Raw genomic sequence first — 26,053 nt, forward strand, 5'->3', positions numbered from 1 at the left:
CCATGCATTCCATCGCCTCTGTCCGCTCCGCCGGCGGCGCCGCAAAATACTTCACCAACGACGATTTCGTCGCCGGTGACTACTATACCAGCGAGCAGGCCGGCGACGTTAGCCAGTGGGGCGGCGAGGGGCTGAAGGATACCCCGATCGCTGAAGGCTCCGCCGTAACGCGCGAAGCCTTCGAGAAGGTGCTTCTGGGCGAAACTCCGACCGGCGAGCAGATCGAGGCGAAGGAGAACCGAAGGCCCGGTTACGACCTGACGTTCTCCGCGCCCAAATCGGTATCCGTCATGGCCTACATTGCAGGTGACAAACGCATCCTTGGTCCAGAGGGTGCGCATATCAACGCGGTGCAGAAAACCATGGCGTGGGTCGAGAAGAACCTGGCCGAGGGGCGCAAGACCGCGGACGGGAAGACCGTGCCCGTAAAGACCGGAAATCTGGTCTATGCCCTCTTCCAGCACGATACGAGCCGCGCACTAGATCCTCAGGCGCACATCCACGCCATCGTCGCCAACATGACGCGCATGCCGGACGGCAAATGGCAAGCGCTCCATGCCGATCGCATATGGGGCAACAACTCGGTCATCGGCTCGATCTACCATGCCTTCCTGCGCAATGAGATGGAGAAGCTGGGCTACAAGGTCGAGCTGCAGGGCAAGCACGGCACCTTCGAACTGTCCGGTGTGCCTAAGAAGGTGATAGAGGTTTTCAGCCAGCGCCGCGCGGACATCGTCGCCACCGCTCAGAACCTTGGCATCAAGAGCACTCAGGGCCTTCGTGAAGTGACGGCCCGGACACGAGATCCGAAACTCAACGTCGAGGATCGCGATGGCCTGATCAAGGGGTGGATCGACAAGGCCCAAGAGCTGGGCTTCACCGGCAAGGATGTTCTCGCCACCGCGTTGCGCGTGTCCGCCTCTCCACAGCAGGACACCATGATCGGTCGCAGCTACCAGGCCATGGTGGAAGTCGTGAAGTCTGCGCGCGAGTTCGTATCCGGCCTCCTGCGCTCACCCGATCCTCTGGTAGACAAGGGTATCGCCCGCATTGTCCAGTCGCCGGCAGAGGCCCGCGCGCAGATCGCTGTCGCCTCCGCCATCCGGCATCTCGGTCAGCGCGAAGCAGCCTTCGACATTGGCAAGGTCGCCAAAACCGCGCTGGATTTTGGACTGAAGGGCGTGACGATCGACGAGGTTTCGGCCCGAGTTGATCGCCTTGTCGCGAAAGGCCAGCTCATACCGGGCGAGATTCGTGTCTCTGGCCGCGTGGAACAGGCCGTGACCACACCGGAGGCCCTTGCCACCGAACAGGCGATCCTTGACCGCATGGAAGCCGGCAAGGGTACGGCTGAGGCGATGATCGCTCCAGCCTCGGCCCCTGACCGCGTGCAGGCCGCCTCCCCGCACCAGCTGAACGAAGGACAGCTCGCGGCCGCAACCATGATCGTTTCGAGCACCGATCGCTATGTGGTCGTTCAGGGCGTCGCCGGCGCCGGCAAGTCAACCATGCTGCAGGCCGTCACTACCGTAGCGCAGGAGGAAGGCCGCAAGGTGCTCGGCCTCGCCTTTCAGAACAAGATGGTCGCCGACATGCGCGAGGGCATGGTGCCCAGGGAAATGACCGTCGAGACCATGAAGGAGGCCGGCCTCGAGGCACAGACCATCGCTTCCTTCATCTGGCAGAACCAGCAATATCTTGCCGATCCCACCGGCGCGGCCGCGCAGCAACGTCGCGATGAGCTGAAGGATACCACGATCGTCGTCGACGAAACCTCGATGGTTTCCAGCGCCGACATGCTCAAATTGCTCGAGATCAGCGAAGGGCTCGGAATCGACAAGCTCGCCATGGTCGGCGACCGCCAGCAGCTGATGCCGATCGATTGGGGCAAGGCCTTCGCGATGGTCCAGGCCGCCGGCGCCACCATGGAGCGCATGGACGAAAATATCCGCCAGCGTACCGACCAGCTGCGCACGGTCGCCGCCCTAGCCAACGTCGGCAAGGCCAGTCAGGCGCTCAAGGTGCTCGGCGACAAGGTCATCGAGAACGACCGCCCTGCCGAACACGCAGCCGAGACGTGGCTGGCGCTGCCCAAAGACGAGCGCGATGTGACAGCCGTATTCGCGTCAGGCCGCGAAACCCGGGCGACGATCAATCAGGAGATCCAGCAGGGCCTTGTAAGTGAGGGCACACTCAAGGGTGGTGGCATGGACGTCACGATCTACGATCGCGTCAGCAAAACCCGCGAGGAACTGCGCTATGCGCAGAACTACACTGTTGGCCAATCTCTCCATGTGACCGGCCGCGTCGATGAGATCGGGCTGGGCCGTGGCGTCTACGAGGTCAGCAAGGTCTACGCCAACGGCAAGGTCGAGGTTACGGGCGAAAATGGGCGCCGTACTCGTTTCGACCCGCAGCGGATCGATCCTTCCATCACCCGCGAGCGCCTTGAGCTTTCTACCCGCCAGTCTCTCACCATCTACGAGGGCGACAAGATCCGCTGGACGACCAACGACAAGGATCGCGGTCTCCTTAATTCTGCGCAGGCGACGATCGTCGCTATCGATGCGGGCGGCGTCATCGTCGAGAATGCCGCGAAGGAACAGGTCACGCTCGAGCGCGGCGACCCCATGCTCTCCCGCATCGACCTGGCCTACTCGCTCAACATGCACATGGCGCAGGGCATAACCTCCGACAAGGCGATCACCGTCATGCTCAGCTACGAGCATAACCTCTCGAACCAGCGTCTCTTCAACGTTGGTGTAACCCGTGTACGCGACGACATCACCATGATCGTCGATGACCAGCAGAAGCTGGAGCGCCAGCTCGATCACAATCCTGGCGACAAGACATCCGCGCTCGAGGCGACCGGAAAGCTGGAAATCGACGGGCCGGATGCCAAGCGCCAGGCAGCTGACGATGCCCTGACGGCCGCGCTGAACAAGAGCGAACTCGAGACAGCCGAACCAATCCACGTCGAGGCGCTCATGAACGGGCATGATCTTGATGATCTTCCCGCCATGGGCGCCTCGGACACGGACTACTCCAAATACGACGCGGACATGGAGAAAGCCTCTCTGGCCTTCGAAGCCGATGGGAAAGACGGGAATCAAGACAAAGATCCTCGCCATTGGCTCGAGGGCGATGGCCTCGGCGTCGTCGATCAGACCGTCGATGACCTGCGCGGCATCCCGCCCATGCCGGGCCGCGATCCAGATCAGATACCCGGCCTGCCGGAGAAGAACCTAGGGCTCGATCTATGACACACGACAAACCGGCGGACTGCTGTTCCTGGCGCGCAAAATCTTGGTTGGAAAGGATCATCTGATGTCTTTGATAATAATTGCCGCCGCCGCGCTGGCGGGCTGCACCGTGACGGATGGCGACACGATCAGATGCAATGGCGAGCGTATCCGCTTGCTCGGCGTGGACGCCCCCGACGATCCCGGCAACAGCCGGTGCAGGCCAGTGCCCAAACCCGGCGCGATCTGCGACCGGCAGCGGGCCGCCGCGAGCATGGCTTCGCTGCAAAGGATCATGGCCGGGCCTCTGTCTATCGAGCGCGTGGGCACAGATCCTTACGGGCGCACGCTTGCAATGGTCTACGCGCAGGGCCGGAGCCTTTCGTGCCAACAGATCGAAGGTGGGCAAGCCGCCTATATTGCGCGGTGGGATCAAGACACCCGGGTCGCGCGAGAGTGCCCGCGCGCGGCAGCAAGCGCACGGCGATGATCGGCCCAGCAATCTGCGGGTCACTCGAGATGTCGTTGGCCGGAATCGGCCCGCAGATCGATGCGCTATCCAGCTCTATCCCCTTTCCCCACCTCAACGGCTGTTACAGGAGGACTCCGTGCGCGAGGATGTAACTCCCACACCACTCACCCCCCGCGATATTATGATCGAATATGCGCTCATCCTGCGCCGCGTCTCGGGGCGGATACACGGCATCCTGCGCGAGCCAGAGACGATACAGATGCCCGTTACCCTGCGCCGCTCCCTCACCGACTGCGTCAAGGCATTCGATGAGTGCATAGCCGACCTCGAGACGCTCGCATCCACGCCCGCAGCCACCGCTACCCCCACCATCACCCATAACCCCATGCGCGTGCCGACCTGGCGCGATGGCGCGAAAGTCGCGCTTGGTGTGCTCATCCCCTGCGCCGCTTTTGTCTGTCTCATCGCCTTGATCGCCTCCACCATGCCGATCGAACCGACCGATCCCGAACAGATCCAACGCGACGCGAAATGGCTACAAGAGCATGAGGATCGCTTCGAAGCGACATCCAGAGGCGGCCATGGGAATAAATGACCGCGACTACATGCGCGAGCGCTACCGCAAGCGCCGGGGTCTCGGGGGCACCCTTTGGAACGATCGCAAATCGCGCGTCGAGCAGGACGGAGCATGGTTTGCAGCGAAAAACCAAGGCTTTGATTATCAGAAGAACCGCTGGCGGCCGAAGCGGCGTAAATCTTCGGGCCAAAACGGATGGGCGATTGCAGGCGCGGTCGTACTGATCGCCATCGCCATACCCGCCTGGCGCGACATCAAGCTAACCGGGTGGCTACCTGACAACGATCCCGAGATGCCCTTCCCCACCTCCGGCAGCGTCACCGTCAACCGGACCGTAGATCCCAAATCAGCGATCTCACAGCTTCGCATTATCTCTGCACACGGCAACGCCATGGTCCAGCTCTACGACCCCCACACATCGGCGCATGTGATCTCGGTCTATGCACGGCGCAATGCAGACGTTGTCGTACCCGTTCCGCCCGGAACCTACCGTGTCAGGATCGTCGAAGGCGACAAGTGGCATGGAACGCAACGATATTTCGGAATTTCGACAGTCTCGCAGACTGTCAGCGCACCCATGCGCATAGACCCGCACTGGACCCGCGTAATCGACCTGCACCGCAGTCGCTGGGGTAATCTTCGCACCAGTGCAGACTTCCGATCACCCAACCCTCTCAACTGAACAGGACGATCGATTCACCATGAACCGACAATACCGCAACTGGCTGTGCGAAACCGATGCTGCTGAAAAGGTGCGCGCGGCCCTAATTACCGACTCATTAGCTGGAATCGGAGGGGCAGCTTCAGGCCCTCAGCTGGCCAATCTTCACGCTCAACAGGGATAATTAGCTATGGGACACATGCTCACCGCTGCTGCTCACCTTAGCGCCGGCCTTGCTTTCACACTCGCAGCGCTGGCCGCTACACCTGCCACCGCCCAGAAGACGGGCAAAGGTGGTATCGGCATCGATGAAACTTCAGAAGTTCCCCGCTGCGATGTTCCCCTCGGCACCATTGCGCTGGTCGAGGATCGCACTGCCGCGCCGAGCGAGGAAGATATTCCTCCAGGGCTTCGCGCCATGATCCGTATGGCCGAGGCACAGAATGGCGGGGGCTCGCAGAAGATCGACCCACTGCCGCTACTGAAGCTGCTGACCTCGCAGTCCAATTGCTTCCAGGTGCTCGATCGAGGCGAAGGTTTCGATGCGCTTCAGCGCGAACGCGCGCTTGCCGCGGGCGGCACTATCGTGAACGGCAATACGCAAGCGACCCTGTTGGCTGCCGACTACCTGCTCACCGCCCGTGTTCTTTATTCTGATGGCAATGCCGGTGGAAGCGGTGGCGGGCTCGGCACTTTGTTTCCAGGCGGGATTGGCTTCAAGTCGAAGAAGCTGGAGAGCCAGACGATGCTAACTCTCGTGGAGGTGAAAACCGGACTGCAGAAAGTTGTCGCTACCGGCTCAGCCCGCAAAAAAGACATATCGATCATCGGCGGCGCACTGATGGGCTCAGGTATCGGTGCGCTTGGCGGCGGCTACACCAGCACCGATATCGGCAAAATCACGTCCTTCGCGTTGCTCGACGCCTTCCGCAAGCTCGCCAGAGACGCGCAGGGGCGCATCTCGCCACCTTTCGCGACGTCAGCTGTCCCCGCTCGTGTTGCGGCTCCAGCTGCGTCCGTAGCGGCTCCTGTAGCAGCCTCCACCGGCAACGCACAGGGACCTGGAACACCGGCGCAGTAGGAGGGGAGAGGGAATGGAAGGGGGGACACGACAGGAGGATGAGCCCCCTGCCCTTCCCCCCCAGCTTGGAGCCATGGATCATGAACGCCCAGTCGGATCTGTTCGGCGAGGAGCCGCTAGACGCCGCGATCGAGGACACCGCCATCACGCCAGCAGAACCGCTGGCAATGCCCTGTGGGTTCCTTGATCGCTCCAATACCCGCTGCAAACGGCTCGCTTCGCGCCCCGTGATGATGAACGGGAAGCGGTTGCACAGCCACGGCCGACCCATGCTCCACTGCGAGATGGCCTGCTTTAACGCCTCTCATGGCAAGCCTAGCGATCCAATGGAGAACCGAGGCAATGAGTGAAACGATAGGACTGACCAGCACCATAGCGACTTCGCAGCGCGGCCCCATGCTAAAGGACACGGATGGGATGTGGTGGTGGCTGATCGGCGAGATCGACTCGATCGCCAGAGCGGATAACCTCGTGCGCGTCGTGGGGCGCAAGCGCGGCGCTGCTGCTATTGAGATTGATTATCTCGGGCCCGCGGCAAACTGATGCACGGTCCCCGACACCTCCCCAAATGTCCATACTGCGGCCATCCAGTGCATGAGTGGCGGCGTGGTTCTCCTATTGAGGGATGCCGTCAGTGCCGCCGTCCCATGGTCCTGCTGCGCTATCCCCTGCCCTGGAGGAGCCCCTTGCGCCTCCTCGGCCTGTTCGACCTTGCCTCCAAACTTCAGGCTTACGCCACAATCACCATCGGCGCCCTGTTCGCGCTCGGTGCTTTGTCCCTCCTCGGCCTGGTCAAGGCAATTGCCATCCTGCTTTACGTCATGGGCTCGATCCTGCTCGTCGATGGCTCCCTTGGAATCGTCTCGGGTATCGACCGTACATGGAGCCATGTACGCTACGGAACGGCAGCCAAGGCCATGGCCGCTGGTAAGATCATAGCGGGATCGCTGGCCTTCCTGCTCACCATCGTCGGGGTGCTCATATGACCCGCTCGGCCGATCTTCTCGACAGCGATCTTGTGGCAGTGTTAGCAGAAGCACTTGTTGAGGCTGCCCCCTCCCCGCACGAGGATCTCGAACGGCGCCAGCTCGTGACCACCTTACTGCGTACCTTATCACCGCGTCTGGAGCGGTTGATCCGCCTCAGTTACGGAATCGGCGTCCCGCAATCCGGTGCTGCTGAAATCGCTGACGGCTTCGGAATCACTAGAACACGCATTGATATGATGCGCCGAGAAGCCTTACGGCGGATGCGGATAGCAGCAAAGTATATCGATGCGGCTGAACCGGAACTGATAGCTGACCCTGCCTATCCGCTACCGCGAGGCTGGAGCATGCCCGACCTCGAGATCACTAATAGCCGGTTCGTGGACCGCATTAATGACGCTCGGGGATTGCCGGTGGCCGCGGCGAAGAAGAGCAAGGTTAAGAAACCTCGAAAACCTAAGACACAAAAGGTCGCGGCGCCGATGCGGACATGGACACCGTCTCCGATCCTCCACGCTCAAGAACCTGACTCTGTCCATCGTGCAAGCTGTGTCGATGGGCTTATCGGCGCTGGGCGGGCTTTCGTGCTGCCTGCCGGAGCCGCGGCTATAGTCGCTGGCGCCGAGTTTGGTGGATTTGTAGGGCTGCTAGCTTCAGTTATCGCCATGCCTGCCATGGCGTTTGCTTATGAACGTTGGGTGGAAAGCCGATAAGAAATATAAGCTCAAGCGTGGCGAAACGAGTTGCGTTTGAACATACCCTTTCGTGCTCATGATATGCCGGTGCCTCATTATCATCCAAGGGTTTGCATTCAACGGGTTGGCTCACCTCGTGCGATTTTTTCCGTCAGCGCTTGCAAGGCCATTTCAATCACCTCAGCGATTGCGCCACATTCCAGTTGATCGGCGAGTTCATAAATCTGATTGTTTGTATCGCGTCGCAATTTGACGGTGAAAGGCACATCCCGACCCGTCGTCCGCTTTCGGCCGCGACGCTTTACTTCACTGGCCCCACCCTGCTCTGCGCTTACCGGCAGAGATGCTGGCTTAGTCTTGGCGACCGCATGGCGGCCGGTAAATCCCGCGTTATCGGAGGCTTCCTTGATCTGAGCCCGTGAATCCGCGTCAATCTTGACCGGCTGAGGCTTGAATTCATCAAGGTCGAGGCTGATCTTTCCCGAAGTCATTTGCGCGCCTCCCTCAATACCTCAATAATTTCTTTTACTAATGCAGCAGCATTGACACGAGCCTTATCTAGCCCCGGGACCTGTTCATCTGTAAGGTCAGCAAGTGTAGCGCCGAAATTTACAACGCCTTTGAATGCCTCTCGCTCCACTACCCGGGTGTTGAGGAACGAAATACCCGCCTCCTCGAACTGCGTACCCATATCTCGACCGCTGCGTGTCTGATACGCTGCTGGCGCCCTACTCCATAGCACTCTAGCCGGGATGTTTTTGTTGGTGGTTTTCGACTGCCTCAGAATGAATTTCAGCGTTTTGGCCGCTTCGTTCGCATCTAATTTGGATGCCTGGAGCGGGATCAAAATAAGGTCGCTGCTACTGATTGCATATCCGCTTGAAAGGTTCGCGGAACCTTCAAGGTCGACTATGACAAAACTAACCTTGGCGGACTGCTCCTCGATCGTCTCAATGATGTTTTCCTCGGTCACGCTCCCGACAACCGATAGATTCGACGGGAGGTTCGCTTCCTCGGCCCATCGGACCAAGGGTTGATTCGGATCGGCATCGATCAGGCAAACGTCTGCGCCTTGCTCAGCTAATCCGGTACCCAAGAGAAGTGTAGCAGTAGTTTTCCCCGCTCCACCTTTCGTGGTCATAATCGAAATGACGGGCATATATAGACCTTACGTTTTATAGACCTTACGCTTTGATTGGTGATCGACGCACATTGCATGCGCAATCGGCTGCCGGACATTTCCTAGCGGTTCACAATTAGGATTGTCAACCCATAGCGGATAATGGGGATATATCTAATAGCGGTATCGTAAAGGTATACCATAAATAAACGTATCCGATACCGATATAAAGCGGTTGGCAAACGACAGCGAATTGACGGGCATGCGGCACCCAAAAGGAAGCTGGCTGCCGGAACGCCACATAACAGGGCAGGGGAGGGGGTACGTATCAAAGGCGCGCCCTCCAATGCAAAAATTCAGCAATCGCACCCAATGCTAAGCGTTAGACTGCCTCGCTGCAGCTAGGGCTGGTGGCTCCGCACCAGTATTTAGCCATCAAACTTCGATCAGATGAACGGGTAGGCCATCCCTTGGGGCAGGATGACGCTGAACGGCCCTATCTACGTGATTCCTCACTCTCCAAAGAAATGCATGAATGGCGCGCACTTGTGCTTGGTCGAAGAGAAGCAGTTCGCCGCCCTCAACCGACAGGAAATCGAAAGTCCTGCCCTCACCAAGGTCAGTTCGCCAGATCGCAGCAGTGATGTCGCTGTGATCGCCGTCGGAATGCGCATAGGTTTTATTGCGAGCCTCGAGCAGCATCTCGTGCAGGCTCGTTTCCCCGGCAGACATTGCGAACTCTCGCCCCAAATGCTTCCAGTTGAATGGCGCTGCCATGCCGCGCGCCGTTGAAAATGGCCGACCGTAGGAAACGACCATCGACGTTTCGTAGCACTTGAACCGGCGCCGATCTTCCTGCGTGCATCGGCCTATTTCCCAATCGACGTCCTGCATCAAGAATGTCGCCGCACTTAAAGCATGACGAAAATCCAGGGCGCTCATCATCAGTCGATGGTGCTGACCTTTCAGGTGCTGCTCAGGCGTAAGCTGGGGCTTGTTCATACACCAAGGACATGGTTGAGGCAGCTGCCATAATCAACGCCCGAGCCGACAGGAGAGGGGGGCGATAGGCGAATGTGGCGCTTGAAACAGGCGTGTGGCATAGCTGACGCTCACGCAGGATCGCCTGCCGACCAATTCACACCATTGCGACGCGGGCTGGCGGGCGAGTGATGGGTTAAGTCAAAAGCTCCCCGAACGTATTTCACCTGTTATCCGATCAGTGCGCGTTCCGCGATGACCGAAATCGGCGGCGAGGATACGCAGTCTACCACGTCGAATGTCAGCACGAATGGAGTGAAATCGGCTACCACCATCCGATTTGCGGCCTCGCGGTGGTGGTCAGCTACTCGCAACGCAATCGAGCAATGAGGTGTCCAATTGTCTGGACGGTATGGCGGCTTGCATCGACCCGGATCAATGCGGGTGTGCACTTGATTATGCAGGTCCAGCAGACCTTCGTGCGGTTTTGGAGACGCCCACAGGATCAAGAACCCCGGATCGAACGCCCCAATACGATCAAAAGATATCTTCAAGGGCCGCATAGCCGACAGATCGGTAACAACAGCCTGAAGCTCTTGAGGGTTAGCATCGGCATATTTGGCGAGCGTAATGTGCGGCGGATACTCAAGGGCCTCAATTGTGGGCTCGTCCTCTAATGCAGCAGCACGCTCGACGAGTTCCCAATAAGGTGTGGCGTCCCCACTGGCGCGAAGATTGATGCCGAAGAGCATAGCGCGTTCAATACCCGGTCTGGTGTCGAAAACCACATGAATCCCATACAGTCGTCACGTGGTTCCGCCCAAACTCCGGCGCGCACGGAATTGCGCGGTCCTGTTATCCCCTGGAATGTCCGAAACTCAATGTCGGATTGTGAAAGTGTCCGACAATGCCGGTGGCAGGGTTTTTCGTCAGGGGGTGTCGGCGTTGGTCTGGCACCTGGCCGCGACCGCCAGCAGGGTCCGGCGCATTTCATGTGTTCGCCGTCGCCTCGGTCTTTCCCGTTTCTCGATGTTCGATTGCCAATTTCGGTATGCCGAGGGCACCTTGATCTGGCGGGTATGCGTGGCCACCTTTAGGGTCATGACCTCGGGGGCCTAATGAAAACGACAGATCCAGCTTATGATCCGCAAAATGCCGACCTAGAGGCGATAGCCCACTCTCTGATCGAGCGTGATCCCGACCAGTTGAAGGTCCGAGGGCCGAGCAACGATGGTGGCGATGATGGTATCCATCGCCATAGGGAGACAGGCGAAGTGACCGTCAGCGAGGCCAAGTTCTTGCGCGAAGATGGGCGAGTCCCCATGGCAGCGATCGATAGGCTCTGGGTGGCGACCAAGCGAGCCGGGGACCTTTACCACGCGAATGCGACCGGAGTAATTGTGTCCACTGCTGAAGATTTGCGTAAAGGCGCCAAATCTTTGCTGAGAAAAATCAACAAGGACGAAGAGGTCATCAAGGTCGTGCTTCACAAGGATCTGAAGGCTATCGCCCAAGACCCCGCCACCGATCCTGACCTTGCTTTTCGTATCAGCGCCGCGCTAGCTAAAAAATCACGTGGGAGTGCCCGCCACGAAAACCTCTAGTCGCCTAACCTAGCAGGGATGAAGACAAACAGGCGATAGCCACCGCCAGCGGCTCGCCAGCGTACCTTTACGACCAGATTCAGCGATGCCCCGGTTTGACGGCCGGACGATAGGGCGCACGCTACGCCCGGCTCAACTTTCACGCAGGGCCACTATGCGAAGGCCTTCGTGCCGTCCGGCAGCCGCGATTAGCCCGGCGTCTTCGAGTGTCGTGGCGGCCTGCGAGGCGGTGCGTTTGGTGACACCCAGAGCGCGGGCCATCTCGGCGCGGGTGAGGGGGCCGAGCCCGGCGAGCAGCAGCCAGGCATCGCGGGCCCGCGACGAACGGTTGGTGCCAGCGAGCCGCGCCTTGCCGAGGTCTACCGCGGCGCGGGCACCGATAATGTCGGTGCGGACGGCAGCGGCGCCGGTGCGCAGCGCCTCGGCAAGAATCGTGGGGATGGAGCGTTCGCGGAAACTGCTGAAGGCTTCTCGCGGGGCAACGCCGGCAAGCGCAAGCGGCGCTGCACCCAGGGCGAACAGCTGCGGGCGTAGCGCGACCGCGAGCGCTGCGGCCCAGGCGCCGCCGCGCGGGGGCGAGCGGCTGAAGGTGCGGCCGGCGGTGATGTACGTCTCCGAGCCGCCCTCGAGGAAGGCGGTTTCCTGCTCGCGTAACTGCGTGACGAGCGCGACTAGTGCGCCGAGCGGATCCTCGGCCGGCAGCAGCGCCTCGAGCCGGTCGAGCGCGCTATCGGCGGCTTCGTAGGTGCTCTCAAAGGTTTCGGGAACGCCCTTGGCGGTGAGCACGCTAGTGGCGGCTTCGGCGAGTGGCGGGGCGGCGCGGCGCGCGATCCACGAGCAGAATGCATCGCGCTCGGCGGTGTGGTGGGTGCGGACCAGCTCGGCGGCATCCGGGCCAGGATCGTGATCGGGGCCAAGGTTTTCAAAAGGATAAGCGCGGACATGGTGCGCCCACAGGCGGCGCAGCGAGCGACGGGCGAGAAGGGTGGCTTCCGTTCGGGTAAGCAAGGGCAGCGCGCCTTCGATGCGGGCGAGGGTGAGTTGCCAGGAAGCGGGTGAGGTGGTCATTGGACCGAGAGTATAGGAAATGCCAAAAAGGTAAACTCAGCTATGAGGCTGGGTACACTGTCCGATAAGTACCCTTCACGGACAGGATAGATCGGGCTACAACGCGGCAGGTTTTCCGGGTGAAAGCACGAACGGACAGCACGGAGCGGGCGGGTGGACAAGAAGATCGGCGACGGGGCAGGGCGGGCAGAAAGGACGAGCACAACGAACATGCTGGTCGCGGCCGGCGACCTCTCGCCAGCTTGCGCCCCCGAACTCGCCGCGGAAGTTGAGGCCGCCCGGGCCTATCGCCTGCGGGCGCGCAGCGCCAACACCCTGCGCGCCTATGCCAGCGACTGGCACCAGTTCCAGGACTGGTGCTGGGGCAGGGGGCTCGAACCGCTTCCCGCGCTCCCCGAGGTCGTCGCCACCTATCTGGCGTCGCTCGCCCGCGCGGGCCGCGCCGACAGCACCGTCACCCGCCATCTCGCGGCGATCACCTGGCGGCATCATCACGACGGTTTGCCGCCCCCGAGCGCCCGCGACACCCACCAGTTGATCGCCGATACCCTTTCGGGCATCCGCCGCGAGCAGCGCGCACGACCGACCCGGAAGAAGGCGGCGATCGGCGCGAAGGATCTGGCGGGCATGATCGCCAAGGCAGACGGGTTGAACACTCGTGCGGTGCGCGACCGGGCGATCCTGGCGCTGGGCCTTGCCGCCGCGCTGCGCCGGTCCGAGCTCGTCGCGCTCCAGCTCGCCGACATCCAGCTGGTCGACCAGGGGCTTACCGTCTTCGTGCGCCATTCCAAGACCGATCAGGAAGGCGGGGGGGCTACCATCGCCGTGCCGGTAGGCGAAGTGCTCCGCCCCGTTGCCCATCTCAATGCCTGGTTGCAGATCCGGGGCGGGGCGCCCGGGCCGCTATTTACCCGCGTGGGCACCCAGGGTGAGTTCACGATGGCGGCGATGTCCGATCGCTCGGTGGCGCGCCTGGTCAAGCGCTACGCCACCCTACAGGGCCTTGATCCCGAGACGATCGCCGGGCATTCGCTGCGCGCCGGGTTTTTGACCGAGGCGGCGCGCACCCGCGCCTCGCTCGCTAAGATGCAGGAGGTGTCGCGGCACAAGTCGCTCAAAGTTCTGCTCGGCTACGTCCGCTCGGCTGAGCGTTTCGATGACCACGCTGGTGCGGGATTCTTGTAGAAGGACAGGTGTCCTGGGCGGGATCGGGGATGGGGCCGCGATAGCTCGCACGCGCCGACTTTCGTCAAATTGGCGCCGGTTGCAGCCGTCGGTTTCAAGCGGTATCCAGCCCATCTATCATTCGGGTCAGTTCCGGTAGGGGGCGAAATGACACCCTAAGCGATCAGTCAAGGATTTTCGCTATCGTAGCCGTGCTGGCTCGGCAATTTCATCAGCCTCTCCGGGCGTCGCATAGACCTCCTCGCGGATGATCCGATTGGTGATCTCGAGGAGATGGGCGGAGAGGGCCTCGCTGAGCTCCTCGAACTCGGGCCACAGGACCTGATTGATGAAACTGACGGGCGCATGGACGATTACCGTCTGCCGGTGCATGCGTGAATAGCGGAACGGCTTGAGGCCATAGCGCCTGCAGAGGGCTGTGAAGAGCTGTCGTGACCACGGGTCTGGAATCGAGAACTTGAACTCTTCCGACGTTTCGCGGCGGCTCGTTTCGGTGAACTGGCGCCTGATACGTTCTGCGGCGGCACCCGCTGCGGCCTTTTCACCTGCGGTGGCAGCGCCGGCGAACAGGTCTTCGATCTTGCGCAGCTTTTCGCGAAGACGCTGCTCCGCATCTGAATTCTGGTTCAATGCCGCGTTCCCAACGGCGTAGTGATACCGAGGAGGCCTTGGGCGCGCGCCCGCGTGCAGGCCAGAACCGCGGCATGGATCTCGGTCTCCATGATCTCGGTCATCACCCGCAGATGCTTGATCGTCTCCTTGATTTGCCTGCGATCCTCAGGTTCGTCCCTGGTGCGTTCGATGAGGTCGGCGACGCCCGCCATCATCGCTCTGATTTCCCCGAGATGCGTGACCGCTTCATGGGCGCGTTCGGGCAGCCCGGCCTCCTCCTCGCCATTGAACAGGCCTTCGACGAAACCTTCGACTTCCTGCGCGCGGACCATACCCAGATTTCCCAGATTGGCCCAGTCGGCCCCAAGCTGCGATTTTGGCCAAGTCGGAGAACGTTTTGGGAACGTGGCATTCGGTATTGACGATGGAAATCATAGAAGAGGACAGTTCGCTCCATCATAGGGAGTGGGTTGATGGATCGGAGTATTCCGGGCGGGGATTTGATCGGACGATGGAGCCTGAGCTTTGCCGATATTGATTTTGTAAATTCGAAGCCGGCCCTGACGCGCCTTGGCCTCGCCGCGCAGCTGAAATTCTTCGCTTCCCTGGGGTTTTTCGCGATCGATCCCGGCTCAATCCCTACCGATGGCCTCTCGTATCTGGCCGAGCAACTCGGTGTCGAGGCTGGCGAGATAGCCGGTTATGACTTTTCCAGTCGGACAGCACGACGGCATTGTGCGGAGATCCTGATCCATCTTGGATATCACCGCATGAAGCGGGTGGATCGCGCGCAATTGACGGAATGGATTGCTGGCGAGCTGTGCCCGGGCGGCCAGTCGATCAATGCCATGCTTGAGCATGTTTTCCTGTGGTGCCGGGACCGGCGTATTTATGGGCCGTCGCGCAAGGAGCTTGAACGTGTCGTTCGCTCACAACGGCAAGATTATCTGGACACCTGGCTGATCGGAGCCAGTGATCGGCTTTCGTCAGATGCGGTGGCGTTATTGGAAGCCTCGCTTGCCGATCCGGACAGCTCGACCGGATTCAACAGGATGAAGGGTGACGCCGGACAGGCAACGCTCGACAACATTCTCGACGTGACCGAGAAACTCGCCTTTATCCAGAGACTTGATCTTCCCCATGATCTCCTGACGGCTACGGGCAAGCCATGGGTCGATCAGATTGTTCGCCGCGTTGCCGGTGAAAAGGCCTCGGAGATGCGCCGGCATGCGCCGGCGCGACAGCTCGGCCTTTATGCGATTTATCTAATGTCGCGGGAGGCGCAACTCACTGACGCGATGATCGACCTGCTGATCGAAACCGTTCACAAGATCGGAACGCGCTCGAAACGCAAGGTGGTGGGCGATATCGCGAAAGACATCGAGCGGGTCTATGGAAAGGAGCGCCTGCTGGTCGAGATCGCCAGCGCCTCGATCAATGAACCATCGGGGCGCATCTGCGATGTCATTTTCCCGATCGCCGGTAAGGCCAAGCTGGCGGCGATCGTCAAGGAGAGCCATGCGAAGGGCGCTCTGGACCGGCGCATCTACAAGGTGATGCGTGGTTCCTGGGCCAATCATTACCGGCGCATGCTGCCAAGCCTGCTTTCCGTACTTGAGTTCCGGTCGAACAACGCGGTGTGGCGGCCGGTCCTGGCGGCCCTCGACTGGATCAGGAGCAAGGTGGATGGCGGATGCCGCTTCGTGCCATTGCAGGATGTTCCGATCGATGAGGTGATTCCAGCGCGATGGCGCAGTTCCGTCATTGATGACGATGGGCGGGTAAACCGGATCAGCTATGAGCTTTGCGTCCTGACGCAACTGCGCGACCGCATCCGCTCCAAAGAAATCTGGGTGGTCGGGGCGGATCGCTATCGCAATCCCGATGACGATCTTCCCAAGGACTTCGAGATCAGGCGAGATGCGTACTATTCCGGCCTCAGCCTGACGCCAGATGCGCAGGCGTTTTGCGCCTCGATCCGGGAGGAGCTTGAACGGGAACTGTTGCTCCTCAATGCCAATATTCCACAAAACGACAAGGTCCGGCTCCTGTGGCGCGGCGACAACCGGATATCGATTACACCGTTCAAGCCCTTGCCCGAACCGAAGGGTCTCGCTTCGATCAAAAGCGAGATCGGTCAGCGCTGGCCGATGACCGGACTGCTGGACGTGTTGAAAGAGGCTGCTCTGGACACGGGATTGATGGATGCTTTCGAAACGTCGGCCTCGCGGGTTACCCTGTCGAAAGCAGCCTTGGCTCAGCGTCTTTTGCTGTGTCTCTATGGCTTGGGCACGAACGCCGGGCTCAAGCGGGTCGCTGGCGCAACACCCGATGTCAGTTACGAGGAATTGCTGCATGTCCATCGCCGTTTCATCCACGCGCCAGCGCTGAGGGAGGCGTGCGCGCGGGTAGCAAACGCGACACTGGCAATCCGCAATGCCGCAGTATGGGGAGATGCGGGCACGGCATGCGCGTCCGATTCAACGAAGTTCGGCGCGTGGGACCGCAACCTGATGACGGAATGGCACGCCCGCTATGGCGGCCGTGGCGTCATGATCTACTGGCATGTGGAGAAGCGCGCGACCTGCGTTTATTCCCAGCTCAAGCGGTGCTCTTCCTCGGAGGTCGCCTCCATGATCGAAGGCGTGCTACGCCATTGCACCGACATGGAAATCCAGCGCCAGTACGTCGATAGCCACGGCCAGAGCGCAGTCGGCTTTGCGTTCTGCCGACTCCTTGGATTTGAGCTTGCCCCGCGGCTGAAAGCAGTGGCACGCCAGAAACTGGCCCTTCCCCAAGCCGGCATGCGCACGCGGCTTTCCAATTTACTGCCGATCCTCTCCAGCCCGATCGACTGGGACGAGATCGAGCAACAATATGACGAAATGGTCAAATATGCCGCTGCCATGCAATCGCGCACCGCCGATCCGGAAGCGATCCTGCTCCGGTTTGCCAGAGCCGAAGTGATGCACCCGACCTACAAGGCGCTGAGTGAACTCGGCCGCGCGGTCAAAACAATCTTCCTATGCCGGTATTTGCGTCAGGAGGCATTCCGCCGCGAGATCCACGAAGGGCTGAATGTGGTTGAGAACTGGAACGGCGCTAATGGTTTCGTGTTCTTCGGCAAGGGCGGCGAGATCGCCACCAACCGCATCCATGAGCAGGAAATCTCCGTTCTGGCGCTACACCTCCTGCAAGCGTCGCTGGTGTATGTGAACACCCGCATGCTTCAGACCGTACTGGTTGAGCCGAAGTGGGCGGGGCGGATGACGCCGGAAGATTATCGTGGTCTCACGCCGTTGATCTACAGTCATGTGAACCCTTATGGCCGCTTCGACCTCGACCTGAACGACCGGATTGATTTTGGACGGCTTGCAGCGTGAGGCGGCTGATCGGCCTATAACATTTGGGTACACCCGAACGTGACGATCGGAAGTGACATATACGACATGTCACAAAAGGGTGGTTCCGTCACCAATGTTACTGTACGAGGGCAAAGCCACCCTAATGTGACGGATTTGCCCATGACCCGCGTCGGCTACGCCCGCGTCAGCACCATCGACCAGGATCTCGACATCCAGGTTGCCCGGTTGAAGGCAGCGGGCTGTGAAATCCTCCGCTCCGAAACAGGCTCGGGCGCATCGCGCACTGGACGCACGGAGCTTGAGACGATCATGCAGTTCCTGCGCGCCGATGACGAACTCGTCGTCCTGCGTCTCGATCGGCTCGGTCGCTCCACACGCGATGTTCTCAATCTGGTTCATGAACTCGACCAGAAGGGAGCCTCATTGCGGGTGCTTGAGCCGGAGGTGACGACGGCCGGAAGCATGGGGCGGATGGTGATCACCATTCTGGGCATGGTCGCGGACATGGAACTGACGTTCATCAAGGACCGGCAGCGCGCCGGGATCGAGGCGGCGCGCGCCGAAGGCGTCTACAAAGGCCGGAAGAAAAACATCGATGACGATGAAATCCGACGCCGGATCACCGCCGGCGCGAGCAAGGCCAGCGTCGCGCGCGACCTCAAGATCTCAAGAATGACCGTCTATCGGGCGCTTGACGTCATTCCTTCAAGGATCGGGCTGCCGGAAAAGCCGCCTTCTGTCACCATCGCCCTGCATCTGACCATCGAGAACTTCAACAAGCATGGTCGTGGCAGAAAGCCCGCTCGCGAGCGCATTGAGGCGATGCTGGAGCGGGATTACCAGATGCAAAAGACCGGGAACTGCGATTACACGCTGACCGTCGCCTATGATCAGGGTGCCGATGGCGTCAGCCTCGATGATGAGATCGCATCTCTCCAGACAGAGATGTTCAACATCGCAGAGAGCTACAGGTGCTCGATCGAGACCGATGTTTACGAGATTGGAGGACAAGAGCGAGCCTGGTAGATCGCCATGTTCAATCTTTGTTCTTCAACATGGCCAAAATCGCAGCTTCGGGCCGACTGGGCCTGATAGGCCAGATCCTCGATCGCGAGCGCCCGGCGCGCTTCGCGGGGTTTGGTCCGGATCACCGCTACGCGGCGGAACAAGGCGCCCGCGCGGATTGATGCGGCCTCGCGCCAAAGAGCGACACGCCGCATCGTGTCGGGCGACAGCCACACCCAGGCCCCTTGCCCTTCCTGGTCGGTTTTCGAGTGGGGCACCTCGAGCAGCCCCGATCCATCCTCTTGCGCTTCCATCAATTCGACGGCGACGGCCACCAGCTCCGATACGCGCAAACCCGCATCATAGCCGAGCGACAGGATCGCCGCGTCGCGCAGGCCAGCGACGTCGCGCCCACACGCCTCGAGCAGCACCGACAGCGTGAACCCCCTGACGGCTTCCCGCCCGATCCCTTCGCCGAGCCGCAACGGGCCGGCCTGGCGCTGCCGGACTCCGGCCCGACGCCGCAGCCCACGCAGCGCATCGCGGACCACGACGGCACCGACGGGGCATGGAACGTCGAGAAGGTGATGGGCCACCGCCAGCGAGGACAGGCGCCGGGACACGGTCGCCGGCTTGAGCCGCCGCGCCTCGCAATAGTCAATATAGGCGACAAGCCGCGCTTCGTCGGCGGGCAGGCCGATCCCGCCGCGCTCGGCCGAGAAGCGCGCGTAGCAATCGAGATCGACCGCGAGCGCCTTGATGCTGGCGGGCGCCCGCGCCTCGATGCTCTTCTGGAAGTTGAGTTCGACCAGGCTGGCGCCTTCGCCTGTCAGCTCCTGAAGCAACTCGACGAGCTGGACCGCGCGATCTTGCGCGGCGCCCGACCGCCGCTGGGGCAGCGGCGCCTCGCCGGGTGCCAGGATCGTCACGATCTCCGCGGAAACCGAGCGCTTGGGCATGGGCAGACGCTCTGTCTGTGCAGCGATCGACAGGACGGATTTGGCGCGCATACCGGGGGACTATAACCCCGATTTCGCCGAAGTCACTATCGATAACACTCTATTATCGATAGTGCAAAAAAGGGCGTGCTAGGGATGGTGCAGTTAAGGCAGTTTAGGTTACCCTTGCGACATGCCCGATTTTTGCGATCCATCGACCCGATTCCATCCGCTCCGATCGGACGAAGATGCGCCGATCGAAGACCTGATGACGGCAAGGGTGCGCGCGGCGCTCACCTGGGGCCAGCTGCAAGGCCGTTTAGCGCATGTGCCCGCGCAAGTTGCGCATCAATTCTGCGCCGCGCTCGCCCGCCTGCTCCTCGTCGAAGCGCTCACGGGTAGCGGCTTTTCCGGCGCGAACAGCTGGTTTTCCGCATGGTTTTCCGGCCTCCAGCCCGTGCCCGACGCCACCGCCCATGTCGCAGCCCCGCCCTCGCTGGTCGCCGACACGCTGCTCGCCGAGCTCTCGCTGTCGGCCTGGGCGCCGCTCGCCGACACGGCCATCCAAATCCGCGCCGCAGCGCATTTCCATCGCGGCGAGGGCGCCCCGCAAGGCGAGCGCGGCGATGCCCCCGCGTTCGCCGTAGCGGAAGCGGCGCGGCTCGCCGAGCCGCCCGCCGACGATCGCGCGGACGACTGGCCCCTCGCCGCGCTCGATCGCCTGCATCGGGCCGCGGCCGCCTCGCCGCATTTCGCGCCCACCGAGCGCAGCTACCAGCTGCTCCCCCTGCCCGCCGGGCCGGTCTCCTTCGAGCAGACGCGGACGGCCACGCCGCTGTGGGCGCTCGATCTCCTCGCCGGCGCCCTGATCGCGCGGAGCGCGCCAGCGACCAGGCCGCTGCCCCTGCCCGGAGCCGTGCGCGCCGAGGCGCTCAGACCCGAGCTCTGGTCCCGCGAGCGCGCCATTATCACGGCCGAGGCCGCCGGCGAAGCTGCGCAGCGGCTGAGCGACCAGCTCGATGCAGCCCATGCGAGCGTGCGCGAAGTGCATGAGGCGATGACCGTCCTGCGTTCGACCTCGCGCGCGCCGCTGCTCTACCGGCTGCTCGCGGGCTTCGGACCGCTGCGCCCGCTCCAGATCGAGAAGGCCCTTGGCGTTTCGAAAAACGGCGTGCGCGATCTCGTCGCCGCCCTCGTCAAAGCGGGCCTCGCCGAGCGGGCGGCGTACGAACATCACACGATCATCCGCGCCCTGCCCCGCGCGCGCCGTGCCACGCTGGCGGCCGAGGGTGAAAGCAGATCCGTTGAAACCAGCTCCGGCGCGACGTCCGCCGCGTTCGACGCGGCCATGGCCGATGTCGAGCGCGTGCTCGCCCGTATGGAGACGGCGCGCGAATGACCCCGGCAACACGGCAAGATAGGAAACCCCGGCAGAAACTTCAAATCGACGCGCCCGATACGGGACTCGCGCCGCCGTTTCAGGCCATGACCTGTCTTTGAACGATCAAAGGAAAGTTCGCGCAAAAGCCCCTGGGAGCGCAAAAAGGCGGTCTCGGATAGGAGGGGGCGCCCAGAGGCCGCCACCACGCCCTACGGGCCTCCTGAGGGCAAATTCGCGCGAAATGCCCAATGGGCGACCGTCGCCGTCCGGCTTTACCATCCGCGCCCATGACCCGGCAGATCGAGCAGGATGCGAAACCTGGGAGCGGCGAAGCAGGCGGCGAGCCGCGCCCGCCACAGATCGCCATTCGCGCTGCAAGCCGGCTCGGCGCAGCCGGCGGACATCGCCGCGCCCACCATCCCCGATGCTTGCAGGTAAAACAGCGCCTCCTGGAAACCACGGCGCTGCGCTGACATCGCCGCGCTCTCCGTCGCGGCGGCGTCTCGTACCGCGCGCGCCAGCGCCGCGCGGCGAGCCTTCAGCCCCTGCATCAAATGGGCACGGGGATAATTGCGCTTGGCCTGCTCGAGCTGCTCGCAGACCATGGTGAGCCGGCGACGCTCGCGGTCGAGCTGCCGCAGGCCGACCCTGGCGATCGCCTCCGCCAGATCCGATAATTGGGGTCCGACGCCGGAAGCCGCCTTTCGCGGCAGGCGTGCCGGCTGCGCATCGAAGCGGAAGATTTGCTCCCATCGCCCGGCTTTCAGCCCGTCACTGCTGTGGAGCGCCGCCAGCAGCAGATGACGCACCGGAGCGTAGTGGAAGCGGTTGCCGACCAGCGCCGCCCGGTACCGCTCCCAACCTACCCGGTCACCGGGGCGGGCGCCGCGGATTTGCTCCCGCGCAATCATCCCGTTCCACAGCACTCGGGTTTTGACGAAGGCAAACCGCGCCATTTGCGCGCGCGTGCGCGCGACCCGGGCCGCGAGCGCCCGCTCGGCGGCCTGCGTCCGCCCCAGGGCCCTGATCCCCGCAAGATCGGTCAGCAACAGCGCATGACGGTCGCAGAAGGTCGTCACGCGCAAGATCCAGCTCCGCTCGATCCGCCACGGCGCGCCGGACACCAGCCAGTCAAGCCAGCACTGGGCGCAGCCGATTGACCGCAGCGTCAGCGGCAACAGATCGCCGCGCCCACAGCCGACGAACGTCCTAGAAATCGCCTTCGCGGGCACCATCGTCGCCCACGCGAGCCGTTCTACCATCACCTGGCGGCGGTCCGGCACGCCAGCGACCGCCGGCGCCGGCGCGGCCAACCAAGCCGATGCGCGCGACGTGGCCGGTACGCGCGACGTGGCCGGTACGGGCGACACGGCCAGGTCGCGATCGGCGAGCGCCGCGTCGATGCCGAGATGGCGAAACAGCGCTTTGGGCGTGGTCTCATGACGCGCGGCCAGGCGGCGCAGCCAGGATTCGAAACATTCCTCGGGCAGCGGCCTCACCCGAAACGCCAGCGGCTCGATCTCCCGCCCGCTCATTCCGGGCTATAAGGCGTAAACAATTGCAGCGCCTCGGTGATATCGTCCTGGGTCACGAACCGGCGGTCATGCCGCCGCGCGACCTTTCCCGACCAGTGCAGGATGCGCTTGAAGTTCCCGGTGACCCCGCCGCTGGTCCGCCAGATGCGCTCGGCGAACGCGGGTTCGGCGAGATGGTCGGGCTCCTCCATCCCCATGCCGCGGGCCAGCGCGCGGATCAGGCGCTGCGCGGGCTCGCCCGGCTCCCATAACGGCAATTTGAGGATGATTGAGCGGTACGCCAGCTCGACATCGTCGGCGAAGATCTGCCGGGCGACATCGAGGCCCGCCACGACCAGCGGCACATTGCCCGCGCTCATCAGGAAGCGGAACGCATCGAGCGTATCGCGCCGCGCAACGCCGCTCGCGGTCAGGATCACATGGACATTGTCGATCGCGACCAGCCGCGTGCCCTGTTCGGCCAGCAGGTCGACGACCTTCAAATCGGCGGTTTTGTGCGTGTTCGTGCGGATCGGCCAGCCCTGTTTCCAGAGCAGGGCGAGGTTGATCTTGAGCGAGGTCGGACTCGAGGGAATGACCGTGCGCAGCACGGGCTGATAGCGCGCCTCGCCCCAATCGGCGGGCTCGGGAAAGGCTTCGGCAAGGCGGCGCTGCGCTTCGCGCAGGATCGAGGTTTTGCCCATGCCGGACTGTCCGGTGAGCACGATGCAGGTCGGGCGTTCCTCGGGATCGTCATGCGCGACATCGACGATCGTCTCGACCGCGTTCCGCGCTTCTTCGAAATCGATCCAGAAGGAGGGCGCCAGCGATGGCGCGGTCGCAGCGGCGCTCATGTCCGCTCCTGCAACCAGTCGTCTTCGCTGAGCTCGGCGACCGGTTTCCAGTCAATGGGCGGCTTTTCCGGCGCTTCGCCATACCGGAGGTCCGCGAGCGTCGTCCCCTCGCCTTCGCGGCGCTTTGCCTGGCGCCGCGCCGCCTTCGTGCGAACGCGGGCGCGGTGGATTTCCTGATTGGCGGCGGCCACCGCCCGCGCCGTCGCCGCGCGACCGCCATCGGCCTGGTAGGCCCGGCCTAGCGCCCGCACTCCTGCCCTGGCGGCCTCCCAATCCGCCTCCCAGACGTCGGGATAGTCGCCGACAACCGGCAATTCGACATAGCGGCCGTCGAGGTCGGCGTAGATATGCTGGATCGTCCGCTCATCCCAGCTGATCTCGACCCTTTGGCCGATCCTGGCGGCAAGCATCGGGTGCCAGTAATGGCGATATCTGATCTGGATACCCTTGGCATGGACCGTGAGCGACTTCGACGGCAGAAACTGGCGGAACAGTTCGCCCGCATCGACCGACACGGGCAGCAGCGGGCTGTGCTTCGCCGCCTCGCGCTCCCACATCTGGGCCGGACACAGGCCGCCCAGCGCGCTATGCGGCGCGTGATGATAGATCGCGATCTGGCACAGCAGCCAGCGCTCGAATTCCACAAGCGTCATCGCCGCGTCCGCCTCGGCATCATAGCCGTCGCGCGCCGCCACGTTCGATCCGGTCGCACCGGGCAAAAGCCGCAGTTTTCCAATCATCGTGCCGATCAGCCGCTCGATATGCCCGCCAAGATGGGCCGGCCCGGGCCTCCGCACATCGGGGCCAATCCCATTGCGGACGCAGGCGCGCCGGAAGGCTTCGGAGCGATGCGGTTTGGCCTGATCGGCATGCAAGCGCCGGAACAAACCGTGCATCGGATAGCTGACATCGACGCCCAGGTGGGCGAGGGCCGGCTCTTTGGGCAACACAGCGCTCGCAACCGCCCGTCCGCACCGGAATATCGAGGGGTCGCCGAAGCTGACATAGTAACCAAGAATGGACCGGGTCCAGATTTCGATGAGGAAGGTGATCCACGGTCTTCCGAGCTGTTCGCGCCGCAGACTATCGACCAGGATGACATCGCCCTTGGTGTGATCCATCTGAACCAGGTCGAGAAATCCCTCGCTTGCATATTCGCCGGGGTGCGGTTCATGGGCGCTCCGCGTCTTCGATCCCATCGTCGCTTTCGCCCAAACACGGCTCGGAATCTCAGCCAGAAGCCGCTCGATCGTCTTCTCGCTTGGGATCAGATCGGCGGGAAAGCGATGATCTCCGTTGTCCGCGTGCAACAGGCCCCAAATCTGCCGCGCCGCTTCCGCACGCGATGGCGGCACCATCTTGAGCGCAATTTCGTCGATCAACGTCTCGATGGCGGCCCTCACCTCGGGATCGATCCTGTGCGATCCAACAGCGGGTCCACGCGGTTTTGGAGCCAGCGTTTCCGCGACCGGATGCACCCGGAAGCGCGCGGCCAGTGTCCGTATCTGCCGCTCTTTAAGGCCGGTTGCCTCGGAAATCGCCTGAACCTGAGCCGCTGTCACCGGGCCGGAAAGCGATATATGTCGCCGGAAATGGGGGTAGAGAGCCAATCCCGCCTCAAGCGATTTGAGGCTCCGCCGGGGCGCTGGAGACGGCTTGCGCTCAATCACGGAACGGGCTCCCCAATGATTTTTGCTGTCCGCGAAATGTAGCTTATTTTGTCGAACACCGCGACGTGTATATTGCCCTAGACAGAATTACTCGCAGAGCATCCGATGTAATATATTGATATTACATGATATTATTGAAATGTAGCCTATTTTGTCGGCTGACAGCCGCGCAGACCATCGCTCTGGCCGCTCGCTTCGGGGCCGACCGCCCGATGCAAGCCGAAGACGCGCTGGCGGAGGAAGCGATCGGCAGGGCGATCACGCTAATGAAACAGGCCGGCGCGGATGACGAGACCCCCCTGCCCTTCGCGGGTCTGGCCCGCCTGCACGCGCTGCTGCGCGCCGATCCGCGGTTCGCGCCGCTGGAGCGCGCGGTGCAAATCCGTTCGTTTGGGAACCGCGCGGTGGCGATCGAGCAGGCCGCCACGCGCACCCCGCTCTGGGCGGTCGATGCCGCGCTGGGGCGGCTGCTGACCGCGTCCGGCGCGTGGGCCCGCGCCCTCCCCTGCCCCGGCGCGGTGACGGCGCAAACGCTGCAGCCGCAGCTCTGGCCGGGCGAACGCGCCATGCTGGCGGCCCGCAGCCTCCAGCGCAGCGTGACCCGGCTTGCCGAGCTGGTCGCGCAAGCGCGGCGGCGCGCGGCGCTGATGCGCGAGCAGTTGGGGCACCTGCGCTCGAGCGCGCGGGCACCGCAGGTGTGGATCCTGCTCGCTGGTTTTGCGCCACTCGGGCTCGATCAGATCACCTGGGCGTTCGGGATCAGTCGGCGCGGCACCTATGCGATCGGCGACGCCCTTGTGGCGGCGCGCATGGCACGGCGGGAGACGGTCAAGGGGAAGGCCCTGCTGGTCGTCGAAGAACCGGGAAGGGATGGGCAGCCGGCGTCTTTGGACCAGGCTACCGCCCTCCCCCATGCGGCTCTTGCCGAGTTCGACGCGGCGATGGGTGAGATCGACCGGCTGCTCGCCGGCAGTTCTGGCCATCCCTGACGCGGCATCGCGCGCATTCGGCGTGTATGAAAACTGATCTCTTCTTGACGTTA

The 26,053-nt window shown here is 62.5% G+C and carries 26 protein-coding genes; 15 read left to right on the forward strand and 11 right to left on the reverse strand.

The genetic code is table 11. The features are described 5' to 3' along the window. The first annotated feature begins 2 nt into the window (after positions 1-2). The 9 genes from mobF (at position 3) to ATN00_RS20475 (ending at position 7,732) form a co-directional block, all read left to right on the forward strand. Positions 3-3,263, forward strand: a complete 3,261-nt coding sequence (mobF, locus tag ATN00_RS20435) for a MobF family relaxase (protein WP_062069166.1) — start codon at positions 3-5, stop codon at positions 3,261-3,263. Between the two features lie 64 nt (positions 3,264-3,327). Then, positions 3,328-3,732, forward strand: a complete 405-nt coding sequence (locus ATN00_RS20440) for a thermonuclease family protein (RefSeq protein WP_062069168.1) — start codon at positions 3,328-3,330, stop codon at positions 3,730-3,732. 118 nt (positions 3,733-3,850) lie between these two features. Next, positions 3,851-4,309, forward strand: a complete 459-nt coding sequence (locus tag ATN00_RS20445; RefSeq protein WP_143560112.1) for a hypothetical protein — start codon at positions 3,851-3,853, stop codon at positions 4,307-4,309. Next, positions 4,296-4,973 (forward strand): hypothetical protein, encoded by a 678-nt coding sequence (locus ATN00_RS20450; RefSeq protein WP_082635351.1) that lies wholly within the window; start codon positions 4,296-4,298, stop codon positions 4,971-4,973. Before ATN00_RS20445 ends, ATN00_RS20450 begins: the two co-directional genes overlap by 14 nt. 169 nt (positions 4,974-5,142) lie before the next feature. Continuing rightward, positions 5,143-6,033 (forward strand): CsgG/HfaB family protein, encoded by an 891-nt coding sequence (locus ATN00_RS20455; RefSeq protein ID WP_062069184.1) that lies wholly within the window; start codon positions 5,143-5,145, stop codon positions 6,031-6,033. 80 nt (positions 6,034-6,113) lie between these two features. Beyond that, positions 6,114-6,383, forward strand: coding sequence for a hypothetical protein (locus ATN00_RS20460; protein ID WP_143560113.1), 270 nt, complete (start codon positions 6,114-6,116; stop codon positions 6,381-6,383). Further along, on the forward strand, positions 6,376-6,576 hold the full coding sequence (locus ATN00_RS20465) for a DUF5818 domain-containing protein (RefSeq protein ID WP_062069190.1): 201 nt from the start codon (positions 6,376-6,378) through the stop codon (positions 6,574-6,576). Before ATN00_RS20460 ends, ATN00_RS20465 begins: the two co-directional genes overlap by 8 nt. Before the next feature lie 143 nt (positions 6,577-6,719). Further along, a complete protein-coding gene (locus tag ATN00_RS20470; protein ID WP_180275584.1) occupies positions 6,720-7,019 on the forward strand; it encodes a hypothetical protein in 300 nt (99 codons plus the stop codon). Next, positions 7,016-7,732, forward strand: coding sequence for a sigma-70 RNA polymerase sigma factor region 4 domain-containing protein (locus ATN00_RS20475; protein WP_062069205.1), 717 nt, complete (start codon positions 7,016-7,018; stop codon positions 7,730-7,732). The genes ATN00_RS20470 and ATN00_RS20475 overlap by 4 nt, the downstream gene beginning before the upstream one ends. A 98-nt stretch (positions 7,733-7,830) precedes the next feature. Here the strand turns inward: ATN00_RS20475 and ATN00_RS20480 are convergent, their stop codons facing one another. The 4 genes from ATN00_RS20480 to ATN00_RS20495 form a co-directional block, all read right to left on the reverse strand. After that, the gene (locus ATN00_RS20480) at positions 7,831-8,205 is read right to left on the reverse strand and encodes a hypothetical protein (protein WP_062069208.1); all 375 of its coding nucleotides are present in this window, start codon (positions 8,203-8,205) and stop codon (positions 7,831-7,833) included. Beyond that, a complete protein-coding gene (locus tag ATN00_RS20485) occupies positions 8,202-8,873 on the reverse strand; it encodes a ParA family protein (RefSeq protein ID WP_062069211.1) in 672 nt (223 codons plus the stop codon). The genes ATN00_RS20480 and ATN00_RS20485 overlap by 4 nt, the downstream gene beginning before the upstream one ends. A gap of 396 nt (positions 8,874-9,269) precedes the next feature. Then, a complete protein-coding gene (locus ATN00_RS20490; protein ID WP_062069214.1) occupies positions 9,270-9,836 on the reverse strand; it encodes a hypothetical protein in 567 nt (188 codons plus the stop codon). Positions 9,837-10,045: 209 nt separating this feature from the next. Beyond that, a complete protein-coding gene (locus ATN00_RS20495) occupies positions 10,046-10,603 on the reverse strand; it encodes a 2'-5' RNA ligase family protein (protein WP_156415398.1) in 558 nt (185 codons plus the stop codon). 330 nt (positions 10,604-10,933) lie between these two features. Between ATN00_RS20495 and ATN00_RS20505 the strand changes: the two genes are divergently transcribed. After that, a complete protein-coding gene (locus tag ATN00_RS20505) occupies positions 10,934-11,419 on the forward strand; it encodes a restriction endonuclease (protein WP_062069223.1) in 486 nt (161 codons plus the stop codon). A gap of 132 nt (positions 11,420-11,551) precedes the next feature. Here the strand turns inward: ATN00_RS20505 and ATN00_RS20510 are convergent, their stop codons facing one another. Next, on the reverse strand, positions 11,552-12,487 hold the full coding sequence (locus ATN00_RS20510; protein ID WP_062069225.1) for a helix-turn-helix domain-containing protein: 936 nt from the start codon (positions 12,485-12,487) through the stop codon (positions 11,552-11,554). Between the two features lie 153 nt (positions 12,488-12,640). Between ATN00_RS20510 and ATN00_RS20515 the strand changes: the two genes are divergently transcribed. Further along, entirely contained in the window at positions 12,641-13,672 is a 1,032-nt protein-coding gene (locus ATN00_RS20515) for a tyrosine-type recombinase/integrase (RefSeq protein WP_231746507.1), read from the forward strand. A gap of 180 nt (positions 13,673-13,852) precedes the next feature. Here the strand turns inward: ATN00_RS20515 and ATN00_RS20520 are convergent, their stop codons facing one another. Both ATN00_RS20520 and ATN00_RS20525 read right to left on the reverse strand, forming a co-directional pair. Continuing rightward, positions 13,853-14,302, reverse strand: a complete 450-nt coding sequence (locus ATN00_RS20520; RefSeq protein ID WP_062069227.1) for a hypothetical protein — start codon at positions 14,300-14,302, stop codon at positions 13,853-13,855. Then, complete coding sequence (locus ATN00_RS20525; RefSeq protein ID WP_197413762.1) at positions 14,299-14,616, reverse strand: hypothetical protein; 318 nt, start codon at positions 14,614-14,616, stop codon at positions 14,299-14,301. The genes ATN00_RS20520 and ATN00_RS20525 overlap by 4 nt, the downstream gene beginning before the upstream one ends. Before the next feature lie 141 nt (positions 14,617-14,757). Here ATN00_RS20525 and ATN00_RS20530 point away from each other — a divergent pair, with 141 nt between their 5' ends. Beyond that, positions 14,758-17,667, forward strand: a complete 2,910-nt coding sequence (locus ATN00_RS20530; RefSeq protein WP_021224283.1) for a Tn3 family transposase — start codon at positions 14,758-14,760, stop codon at positions 17,665-17,667. Between the two features lie 141 nt (positions 17,668-17,808). Next, positions 17,809-18,675: a recombinase family protein gene (locus tag ATN00_RS20535; protein WP_006961816.1), complete on the forward strand. Its 867-nt coding sequence runs from the start codon at positions 17,809-17,811 to the stop codon at positions 18,673-18,675. On the opposite strand, the gene ATN00_RS20540 is transcribed toward ATN00_RS20535, so the two are convergent. Next, positions 18,642-19,664 carry a site-specific integrase gene (locus ATN00_RS20540; protein ID WP_062069229.1) on the reverse strand — a complete coding sequence of 341 codons (1,023 nt, stop codon included), beginning with the start codon at positions 19,662-19,664 and terminating at the stop codon, positions 18,642-18,644. The genes ATN00_RS20535 and ATN00_RS20540 overlap by 34 nt on opposite strands. Before the next feature lie 121 nt (positions 19,665-19,785). Here ATN00_RS20540 and ATN00_RS20545 point away from each other — a divergent pair, with 121 nt between their 5' ends. Then, entirely contained in the window at positions 19,786-20,991 is a 1,206-nt protein-coding gene (locus tag ATN00_RS20545) for a MarR family transcriptional regulator (RefSeq protein WP_062069231.1), read from the forward strand. Positions 20,992-21,245: 254 nt separating this feature from the next. Here the strand turns inward: ATN00_RS20545 and ATN00_RS20550 are convergent, their stop codons facing one another. The 3 genes from ATN00_RS20550 to ATN00_RS20560 are packed head-to-tail and all read right to left on the reverse strand — an operon-like array spanning position 21,246 to position 25,011. Further along, entirely contained in the window at positions 21,246-22,508 is a 1,263-nt protein-coding gene (locus ATN00_RS20550) for a TniQ family protein (RefSeq protein WP_048575061.1), read from the reverse strand. After that, positions 22,505-23,341 carry a TniB family NTP-binding protein gene (locus ATN00_RS20555; protein WP_030540651.1) on the reverse strand — a complete coding sequence of 279 codons (837 nt, stop codon included), beginning with the start codon at positions 23,339-23,341 and terminating at the stop codon, positions 22,505-22,507. The genes ATN00_RS20550 and ATN00_RS20555 overlap by 4 nt, the downstream gene beginning before the upstream one ends. Further along, entirely contained in the window at positions 23,338-25,011 is a 1,674-nt protein-coding gene (locus ATN00_RS20560) for a Mu transposase C-terminal domain-containing protein (protein ID WP_030540650.1), read from the reverse strand. The genes ATN00_RS20555 and ATN00_RS20560 overlap by 4 nt, the downstream gene beginning before the upstream one ends. 125 nt (positions 25,012-25,136) lie before the next feature. On the opposite strand from ATN00_RS20560, the gene ATN00_RS20565 reads away from it, so the two are divergent. Next, positions 25,137-26,000 (forward strand): hypothetical protein, encoded by an 864-nt coding sequence (locus ATN00_RS20565; protein ID WP_231746508.1) that lies wholly within the window; start codon positions 25,137-25,139, stop codon positions 25,998-26,000. The last annotated feature ends 53 nt before the right edge of the window (positions 26,001-26,053 follow it).

Origin of the sequence: Sphingobium baderi, assembly GCF_001456115.1 — a bacterium.
In the GTDB taxonomy this organism is placed as follows: Bacteria; Pseudomonadota; Alphaproteobacteria; order Sphingomonadales; family Sphingomonadaceae; genus Sphingobium; species Sphingobium baderi_A.

What these genes read in the sequence shown, in the direction of transcription:
- mobF (WP_062069166.1), top strand. Translation starts at nt 3, where the DNA reads ATGCATTCCATCGCCTCTGTCCGCTCCGCCGGCGGCGCCGCAAAATAC.
- ATN00_RS20440 (WP_062069168.1), top strand. Translation starts at nt 3,328, where the DNA reads ATGTCTTTGATAATAATTGCCGCCGCCGCGCTGGCGGGCTGCACCGTG.
- ATN00_RS20450 (WP_082635351.1), top strand. Translation starts at nt 4,296, where the DNA reads ATGGGAATAAATGACCGCGACTACATGCGCGAGCGCTACCGCAAGCGC.
- ATN00_RS20455 (WP_062069184.1), top strand. Translation starts at nt 5,143, where the DNA reads ATGGGACACATGCTCACCGCTGCTGCTCACCTTAGCGCCGGCCTTGCT.
- ATN00_RS20460 (WP_143560113.1), top strand. Translation starts at nt 6,114, where the DNA reads ATGAACGCCCAGTCGGATCTGTTCGGCGAGGAGCCGCTAGACGCCGCG.
- ATN00_RS20465 (WP_062069190.1), top strand. Translation starts at nt 6,376, where the DNA reads ATGAGTGAAACGATAGGACTGACCAGCACCATAGCGACTTCGCAGCGC.
- ATN00_RS20475 (WP_062069205.1), top strand. Translation starts at nt 7,016, where the DNA reads ATGACCCGCTCGGCCGATCTTCTCGACAGCGATCTTGTGGCAGTGTTA.
- ATN00_RS20480 (WP_062069208.1), bottom strand. Translation starts at nt 8,205, where the DNA reads ATGACTTCGGGAAAGATCAGCCTCGACCTTGATGAATTCAAGCCTCAG.
- ATN00_RS20485 (WP_062069211.1), bottom strand. Translation starts at nt 8,873, where the DNA reads ATGCCCGTCATTTCGATTATGACCACGAAAGGTGGAGCGGGGAAAACT.
- ATN00_RS20490 (WP_062069214.1), bottom strand. Translation starts at nt 9,836, where the DNA reads ATGAACAAGCCCCAGCTTACGCCTGAGCAGCACCTGAAAGGTCAGCAC.
- ATN00_RS20505 (WP_062069223.1), top strand. Translation starts at nt 10,934, where the DNA reads ATGAAAACGACAGATCCAGCTTATGATCCGCAAAATGCCGACCTAGAG.
- ATN00_RS20510 (WP_062069225.1), bottom strand. Translation starts at nt 12,487, where the DNA reads ATGACCACCTCACCCGCTTCCTGGCAACTCACCCTCGCCCGCATCGAA.
- ATN00_RS20525 (WP_197413762.1), bottom strand. Translation starts at nt 14,616, where the DNA reads ATGGTCCGCGCGCAGGAAGTCGAAGGTTTCGTCGAAGGCCTGTTCAAT.
- ATN00_RS20530 (WP_021224283.1), top strand. Translation starts at nt 14,758, where the DNA reads ATGGATCGGAGTATTCCGGGCGGGGATTTGATCGGACGATGGAGCCTG.
- ATN00_RS20535 (WP_006961816.1), top strand. Translation starts at nt 17,809, where the DNA reads ATGACCCGCGTCGGCTACGCCCGCGTCAGCACCATCGACCAGGATCTC.
- ATN00_RS20540 (WP_062069229.1), bottom strand. Translation starts at nt 19,664, where the DNA reads ATGCGCGCCAAATCCGTCCTGTCGATCGCTGCACAGACAGAGCGTCTG.
- ATN00_RS20545 (WP_062069231.1), top strand. Translation starts at nt 19,786, where the DNA reads ATGCCCGATTTTTGCGATCCATCGACCCGATTCCATCCGCTCCGATCG.
- ATN00_RS20550 (WP_048575061.1), bottom strand. Translation starts at nt 22,508, where the DNA reads ATGAGCGGGCGGGAGATCGAGCCGCTGGCGTTTCGGGTGAGGCCGCTG.
- ATN00_RS20555 (WP_030540651.1), bottom strand. Translation starts at nt 23,341, where the DNA reads ATGAGCGCCGCTGCGACCGCGCCATCGCTGGCGCCCTCCTTCTGGATC.
- ATN00_RS20565 (WP_231746508.1), top strand. Translation starts at nt 25,137, where the DNA reads ATGATATTATTGAAATGTAGCCTATTTTGTCGGCTGACAGCCGCGCAG.